The organism is Phenylobacterium sp. (assembly GCF_016793285.1).
In the GTDB taxonomy this organism is placed as follows: Bacteria; Pseudomonadota; Alphaproteobacteria; order Caulobacterales; family Caulobacteraceae; genus Phenylobacterium.
This window is the reverse complement of the sequence record NZ_JAEUMO010000129.1, coordinates 1-6,473: the sequence shown is the minus strand read 5'-3', so window position 1 is coordinate 6,473 and position 6,473 is coordinate 1. Positions and strand designations below refer to the sequence as shown.

The following is a 6,473-nucleotide window of genomic DNA, read 5'->3' as shown; positions in this document are numbered from 1 at the left end:
AGCATCAAGTACCAGCGGACCGGCCCCTCGGCCTCGGCGATGACCTTCAGCGTCTGCGGCGACAGCTCCGACAGCGTCAGCGCCGCCGACGCCGGCAGGGTCACGAAGGCGATGGCGAACCAGCGCGAGATCGCCTCGTGCCGGCGGTGGTTGAGCAGCGCCAGCGCATGGAGGCGGCGCTGGTCGCGGGGCGTGAGCGGCCGCAGGATGGCGAACACCTGGTCGGTGCTGCGGTTCTTGAGCAGGCCTGTGAGGAAGTCCGCGCCGAACAGCCGCCACATGCTGGGCGAGGTGAGCCACTCCCAGGGCATCTGCGCCACGGGCAGGGCTTTCACCAGCCGCCTCCAGGTCGGCCACAGGACGTCTTCGCGGTCATCCCCCGTCATGCGCCGAGCTTGGCGGCGCCGCGGGCCTTGCGCAACGGGTCGCGCACGCCCTAATCCGCGCTGATGGGCGTCAAGGCCAAGATCTGCGGGGTGTCGACACCCGAGGCGGTGAGCGCCGCGCTGGACGGCGGGGCCGCGTTCGTGGGGTTCATGTTCTTCCCGAAGAGCCCGCGCAACATCGCGCCCGATGCGGCGGCGCGGCTGGCGCCGCCGATCCGGGCGCGCGGCGTGAAGGTCGTCGCCGTGGCGGTCGATCCCTCCGACGCCGAGGTGGACTCCATCGTGGGCGGCCTTGCGCCCGACCTGATCCAGCTTCACGGCAGGGAGAGCCCGTCGCGGGCGCGCGAGATCGGCCAGCGCAGCGGGTGCGGCATCGTCAAGGTGATCGGGGTGGCCGAGGCGTCGGACGTGAACGGGGCCGGCGCCTACGAGAGCGTGGTCGAGCACCTGATGTTCGAGACCAAGCCGCCGAAGGACGCCGAGCGTCCGGGCGGCCTGGGGGTGACCTTCGACTGGACGTTGCTCGCCGGACGCCGTTTCGCCCGGCCGTGGCTGCTGGCGGGGGGCCTCGATCCCTGGAACGTGGGCGAGGCGGTGGCGGCCTCGGGGGCGCCCATCGTGGACGTTTCCTCTGGCGTGGAACGCGGTCCCGGACTAAAGGACCCCGCCTTGATCACGGCGTTCCTCGACGCTGTTCGTCGCGCCTGAGATCGACCGCCCCGACCATGAACGCGCCCGTACCGCCCCATAGTGGCCGCCCCAACGACTACACCGCCTATCCCGACGCGCAGGGGCGCTTCGGCGCGTTCGGCGGCCAGTACGTGCCCGAGACCCTGATGCCGCTGGTCCACGACCTGACGGCGGCGTGGGGCGCGGCCAAGGTCGACCCGGCCTTCCTGGGCGAGCTCCAGGGCTACCTGACCCACTACGTCGGCCGGCCCTCGCCGCTCTATTTCGCCAGCCGCCTGACCGAGCATTTCGGCGGCGCGAAGATCTACCTGAAGCGCGAGGAGCTGAACCACACCGGCTCGCACAAGATCAACAACTGCATGGGCCAGATCCTGCTGGCCATGCGGATGGGCAAGACCCGCATCATCGCCGAGACGGGCGCGGGCCAGCATGGCGTGGCGACGGCGACGGTGTGCGCGCGCTTCGGCCTGCCCTGCGTGGTCTACATGGGCGCCGTCGACGTCGAGCGGCAGAAGCCCAACGTGTTCCGCATGAACCTGCTGGGCGCGGAAGTGCGGCCGGTGACGAGCGGGTCGGCGACGCTGAAGGACGCCATGAACGAGGCCCTGCGCGACTGGGTCACCAACGTCCACGACACCTACTACCTGATCGGCACCGCGGCGGGCATGCACCCCTATCCGGAGATGGTGCGCGACTTCCAGGCGGTGATCGGGCGCGAGGTGCGCGAGCAGATGATGGCGGCCGAGGGCCGTCTTCCGGACGCGGTCGTGGCCTGCGTGGGCGGCGGTTCGAACGCCATCGGCCTCTTCCACCCGTTCCTGAACGACGAGGGCGTGAAGCTGATCGGCGTCGAGGCGGCGGGGTCGGGCATGGACACGGGCCGCCACGCCGCGGCGATCAACGGCGGCCGGCCGGGCGTGCTGCACGGGAACATGACCTACCTGCTGCAGGACAAGGACGGGCAGATCGAGGAGGCGCACTCGATCTCGGCCGGCCTCGACTACCCCGGCATCGGCCCCGAGCATTCGTGGCTGCACGACGTGGGCCGCGCGACGTACCTCACCGCCACCGACGCGGAGTCGCTGGACGCCTACATGCTGCTGTCGAAGCTGGAGGGCATCCTGCCGGCCATCGAGAGCGCCCACGCCATCGCCCGCATCGGCGAGATCGCGCGCGACGTCGGCAAGGACGGCCTCGTGGTGCTGAACCTGTCCGGCCGCGGCGACAAGGACGTGGCGACCGTGGCCGCGCACCTGGGGCGGACGGTTTGATGCGCGAGACGCGTCGGCGCGCCAGCGCCTTTCATTCCACCACCAAGACCACCAAGGGGCGCGGGCGGCCTCGGCCCCTTCGTGATCTTGGTGGCCTTGGTGGTTCGATACAGCGCCTGCGGCGCGCGGGAGCAGCGGTTTGAGAGCGCGTATCGAGCAGCGCTTCGCCGCGCTGAAGGCGGAGGGGCGCGCCGCGTTCGTGCCGTATGTGATGGCGGGCGATCCGGACGCGGCGACGGCGCTCGCGATCCTGAAGGGCCTGCCGGCGGCGGGCGCCGACCTGATCGAGGTGGGCTTCCCGTTCTCGGACCCGATGGCCGAGGGGCCGCCGATCCAGCGCGCGGCGCAGCGGGCGCTCGCCGCGGGCATGACGCTGAAGGCGACGCTGGAGGCGATCGCCGCCTTCCGGACCGCCGACGCCGACACGCCGGTCATCCTGATGGGCTACACCAACCCGCTGGTGACCTGGGGCATCGAGGCGTTCGCGCGCGACGCGGCGGCCGCGGGCGTCGACGGGATGATCATCGTCGACCTGCCGCCCGAGGAGGCCGGGCCGCTGGCCGACGCCCTGGACGCCAACGACATCTCGCTGATCCGGCTGGCGACGCCGACGACGGACGACCGGCGCCTGCCGGTGGTCGTGCGGCGCACGTCGGGGTTCGTCTACTACGTCTCGGTGGCTGGCGTGACCGGCGTGAAGGAGGCCGACGCCAGCGCCGTCGCGCCGCACGTCGAGCGCGTGCGCAGGGCCAGCGGCCTGCCCGTCGCGGTGGGCTTCGGGATCAAGACTCCCGAACGGGCCTCGGCTATAGCCAGGGTCGCCGACGCGGTCGTCGTCGGGTCCGCGCTCGTGGACGAGGTGGCCGAAGCAGTGGATTTGAACGAAGACGTGACCGGCCGGGTTCTTTCCAAAGTGGAGGCGCTTGCTAAGGCTGTGCGCCTCGCGCGGCGGGGCCCGGTCTGAAACCCATGGCGATGGCTGAACAGCGAAACGACAAGCCCGGGCGCGCGCCCAACCCCGAGCGGCGCCGCGGCTGGCTCTCCCGCATCGCGCCCGGCGTGCGGGGGCTGACCAAGAAGGACACGCCCGAGAACCTCTGGGTCAAGGATCCCGAGACGGGCGAGATGTTGTACCGCCCCGACCTGGAGGCGGCGCTGTGGGTCACGCCCTCGGGCGTCCACATGCGGATCGGCGCCAAGCTGCGCCTCGACTACACCTTCGACGACGGCCAGTACGAGCGCATCGCCACTCCGGTGGTCGCGGACGACCCGCTGAAGTTCCCGGACGACAAGCCCTACGTCGACCGCCTCGCGGCCGCGCGGAAGTCGACCGGCGAGCAGGACTCGATGGCCATCGGCTACGGCCGCATCCTGGGCCAGCCGGTGATCGTGGTGGCGCAGGACTTCGCCTTCATGGGCGGGTCCCTGGGCATGGCCGCGGGCGAGACCTTCGTGAAGGCGGCGCAGGAGGCCGTGAAGCGCGGCGTCCCGTTCGTGATCTTCACCGCCTCGGGCGGCGCGCGAATGCAGGAGGGCACGCTCTCGCTGATGCAGATGGCGCGCACCACGCTGGCGCTCAACGAGGTGAAGGCCGCGGGCCTGCCCTACGTCGTGGTGTTCACCGACCCGACGACCGGCGGCGTCAGCGCCTCCTACGCCATGCTGGGCGACATCCATCTGGCCGAACCCAACGCCACGATCGGCTTCTCGGGCCGCCGCGTGATCGAGCAGACCATCCGCGAGAGCCTGCCGCCGACCTTCCAGAAGTCGGAGTTCCTGGTCGAGCGCGGCATGGTCGACCAGGTGGTCGAGCGGAAGGACCTGCCGGAAAAACTGAGCTCGATCCTCAAGACGCTTATGATGGGGCGTGAGCGCCTTTCCCCCGCAGCCTGAGTCGATCCTGGTCGCTCGCCCCTGCGCCTCCTCCGCGGCTTCGCCGGGGGAAGAGGAGGTGTTTCCGTGAGCCTTCCGCCTGATCCGGGCCACGATCCGATCCGCGCGTCCGACGCGGTGATCCAGCGGCTGCGCGCCAGCCACCCGACGCTGATCGACCTGACGACCGGGCGCGTGGAGCGGCTGCTGGCGGCGCTGGGCGACCCGCACCGCAAGCTGCCGCCGGTGATCCATGTCGCGGGCACCAACGGCAAGGGCTCGACCACGGCGTTCCTGCGGGCGATCGCCGAGGCGGCGGGCCTGCGGGCGCATGTGCTGACCTCGCCGCATCTCGTGCGCTTCGCCGAGCGGATCCGGCTGGCGGGCGAACTGATCACCGACGCGCAGCTCACGGCGCTGACCGACCGGGTCGAGGCGGCCAATGCGGGCGCGCCGATCAGCTTCTTCGAGATCACCACGGTGCTGGCGTTCCTGGCGTTCGCCGAGACGCCGGCCGACCTGTGCATCGTCGAGGTGGGGCTGGGCGGCCGCTTCGACGCCACCAACGTCTTCGACGCCCCGGCGGTCAGCGTCATCACGCCGGTGGACTACGACCACCTGGAGATGCTGGGTCCGGGCCTGCCGAAGATCGCCTGGGAGAAGGCCGGCATCATCAAGCCGGGGCGGCCGGTGGTGGTGGCGCGCCAGATGGACGAGGCGCTGGAGATGATCGAGCGCGAGGCCGACGCGCGCATGGCGCCCATGCTGCTGATGGGCCGCGACTTCGACGCCTGGGAGGAGCGCGGGCGGCTCCTCGTGCAGATGCCGGAGCGGCTGCTGGACCTGCCGCCGCCTAGCCTGTTCGGCGGCTACCAGTTCGACAATGCGGGACTGGCGGCCGCGGCGGCCCTGACCGTGATGCGCGACCTGCCGGACGAGGCCGTGGGCCAGGGCGTGTCGCGGGCGGTCTGGCCGGCGCGGATGCAGCGGCTGACGGCGGGCCCGCTGGCGGACCTGGCGAAGGCGCGCGGCGCCGACCTCTGGCTGGACGGCGGGCACAACCCCCACGCCGGCCGGGCGCTGGCCGAGGCGGCCAGCCGCATCACCGACCGCGATCCGCGGCCCCTGGTGCTGGTCACGGGGATGTTCGCGCGGAAGAACGCCGAGGGCTTCTTCCGCCCCTTCGCCGAGATGCGGCCGCGCCTGATCGTGACGACCTTCGACTCGCCGCTCGCGGCGACCACGGACGAGCTGATGGAGGCGGCGGTGAAGGCCGGCCTGTCGCCCGAGACGTCGTCGAACGTGTCGGACGGCGTGGCCCGGGCGCTGGAGATGGACGGACCTGCGCCGCACGTCCTGATCTGCGGCGGCCTCCACTTCGCCGGCGAGGTGCTGGCGATGAGCCGCGAGACGTGGCCCACCTGAGCGCCGGAGGCGCCTGATCTTCGCGAGCTTGCAAGCTCGCGGGACGCAACTTAGATGCGTGTGTGACCACTAACCACTGGGTCGTATGGGGGAATTTGTCATGTACAAGATTGGTATCGCCACCGTTTGCGTGACGGGCGGCCTGATGCTCGCAGGGTGCGACACGACTTCGCCGATGGCCGGCTACACGCCGTCGACGAACAACATCCTCGGCTTTCAGAGCGCGCTGAAGCCGTCCGGGACCAGCGTCAAGACCGGCGACTTCACCGCGACGCCCGGGGTCGAGATCCCGACCTGCCGCATGGCCGGCAAGCTCGACGTGACGGCCGGCAAGCCGCTGGAGCTGTACGTCAAGGAGGCCATGCAGGCCGAGCTGTTCCAGGCGGGGGTCTACGACGCCAACTCCGGCGTCGTGATCAGCGGCCGGCTCGACCAGTTGAAGGTCAACACCTTCGGCACGGGCTCGTGGGAACTGGGCCTTCAGGTGACGTCCAGCAAGGATCCCGTTGGCTATCACGTGCAGGCCATCCGCACGTTCAAGAGCAGCTACTCGGCGATGTCCGCCTGCCAGAACGCGACCAACGCCTTCGCGCCGACCGTGCAGGACCTGCTCGGCCAGGTGATCGCCAATCCGGGCTTCGGCAAGCTCGTCGGGAAGTAGGCGCGAGGGTCCGGCCAGGCCCTGCCTGGCCGGACCTTTTCGTCAGGCCGCCGCCGCCACGCCGGCTTCGGTGAGCCACTCCAGGATCTTCTGCTTGGGCATGGCGCCGACCTTCATCGAGGCCATCTGCCCGCCCTTGAACAGCATCATGGTGGGAATGCCGCGGAC

7 protein-coding genes and 1 pseudogene are annotated in these 6,473 nt (G+C 70.8%); 6 read left to right on the top strand and 2 right to left on the bottom strand.

Features of this window, described 5'->3' with window-relative positions:
- The coding region (locus JNL41_RS12810; protein ID WP_293475498.1) for a hypothetical protein at positions 1–335 on the bottom strand (335 nt) is incomplete at its 3' end.
- A 114-nt stretch (positions 336–449) separates the two neighbouring features.
- On the opposite strand from JNL41_RS12810, the gene JNL41_RS12805 reads away from it, so the two are divergent.
- From JNL41_RS12805 to JNL41_RS12780, 6 genes are all read left to right on the top strand, one after another.
- A complete protein-coding gene (locus tag JNL41_RS12805; protein WP_293475496.1) occupies positions 450–1,094 on the top strand; it encodes a phosphoribosylanthranilate isomerase in 645 nt (214 codons plus the stop codon).
- A 17-nt stretch (positions 1,095–1,111) separates the two neighbouring features.
- Complete coding sequence (gene trpB / locus JNL41_RS12800) at positions 1,112–2,347, top strand: tryptophan synthase subunit beta (RefSeq protein WP_293475494.1); 1,236 nt, start codon at positions 1,112–1,114, stop codon at positions 2,345–2,347.
- 139 nt (positions 2,348–2,486) lie between these two features.
- Entirely contained in the window at positions 2,487–3,311 is an 825-nt protein-coding gene (gene trpA, locus JNL41_RS12795) for a tryptophan synthase subunit alpha (protein WP_293475492.1), read from the top strand.
- A 5-nt stretch (positions 3,312–3,316) separates the two neighbouring features.
- Positions 3,317–4,240, top strand: coding sequence for an acetyl-CoA carboxylase, carboxyltransferase subunit beta (accD, locus tag JNL41_RS12790; protein ID WP_293475490.1), 924 nt, complete (start codon positions 3,317–3,319; stop codon positions 4,238–4,240).
- Positions 4,241–4,306: 66 nt separating this feature from the next.
- Positions 4,307–5,644 carry a folylpolyglutamate synthase/dihydrofolate synthase family protein gene (locus JNL41_RS12785; RefSeq protein ID WP_293475489.1) on the top strand — a complete coding sequence of 446 codons (1,338 nt, stop codon included), beginning with the start codon at positions 4,307–4,309 and terminating at the stop codon, positions 5,642–5,644.
- 100 nt (positions 5,645–5,744) lie between these two features.
- A complete protein-coding gene (locus JNL41_RS12780; protein WP_293475487.1) occupies positions 5,745–6,305 on the top strand; it encodes a hypothetical protein in 561 nt (186 codons plus the stop codon).
- Between the two features lie 42 nt (positions 6,306–6,347).
- On the opposite strand, the pseudogene JNL41_RS12775 reads toward JNL41_RS12780, so the two are convergent.
- Positions 6,348–6,473: pseudogene (locus JNL41_RS12775) on the bottom strand (thiol reductase thioredoxin); the annotation flags it as partial.

What these genes read in the sequence shown, in the direction of transcription:
- JNL41_RS12805 (WP_293475496.1), top strand. Translation starts at nt 450, where the DNA reads ATGGGCGTCAAGGCCAAGATCTGCGGGGTGTCGACACCCGAGGCGGTG.
- trpB (WP_293475494.1), top strand. Translation starts at nt 1,112, where the DNA reads ATGAACGCGCCCGTACCGCCCCATAGTGGCCGCCCCAACGACTACACC.
- accD (WP_293475490.1), top strand. Translation starts at nt 3,317, where the DNA reads ATGGCGATGGCTGAACAGCGAAACGACAAGCCCGGGCGCGCGCCCAAC.
- JNL41_RS12780 (WP_293475487.1), top strand. Translation starts at nt 5,745, where the DNA reads ATGTACAAGATTGGTATCGCCACCGTTTGCGTGACGGGCGGCCTGATG.